Below are 563 nucleotides of genomic sequence, written 5' to 3' on the forward strand. Positions count from 1 at the left end.
ATATATCCGTTAAACTTATGATTGGTGCCATAAAGAGGAAAGAAAGAATAGTTTTTTCCATCCGTTTCGTCTTGATCCGTACCACTTTGGATTTCAAAACCTCCTCCAATACCAACAGAACCAACTTTTCCATTGGCTTCTAGTCCAACTAAATATGCAGAAAGATCAGTGGATGGACTTGCAGGATCTGTGATGTCAGGACCTTCACCAGCTTGTAGATAAGCATTTAAAGCAAGACCTACTCCTCCTAATTTAAACTTAGAGTGTGTGCCAAATGTATGTGTATGATAGAATCCATCTGTAGCAGCGCCATTTACCACATTCTGAAAGGTATTATTTAGTGCCAAAAAGCTAAGCGTTGCTTTTTCTGAAGCTTTCCAAGTTAAGTGTGCATACTCCATGGCTTTATAGCTAAAAAAACCAGTAACATTATATATAGTTCCTGTTTGATTACCAGGAAGTGCATCTAGATCATTTTGACTAAATGCAAAACCAAGATCCAATTTGATCTTTTCGTTTCCATATCTTATTAAAGCCAAATCGTGAAAACGACCTTGTAATGC

The 563-nt window shown here is 37.1% G+C and carries 1 pseudogene; it reads right to left on the reverse strand.

The window, feature by feature from the left end:
- A pseudogene (locus tag Q0910_RS28525) lies at positions 1 to 563 on the reverse strand (hypothetical protein); the annotation flags it as partial.

It is taken from the genome of uncultured Aquimarina sp. (assembly GCF_947495315.1).
GTDB lineage: Bacteria > Bacteroidota > Bacteroidia > Flavobacteriales > Flavobacteriaceae > Aquimarina.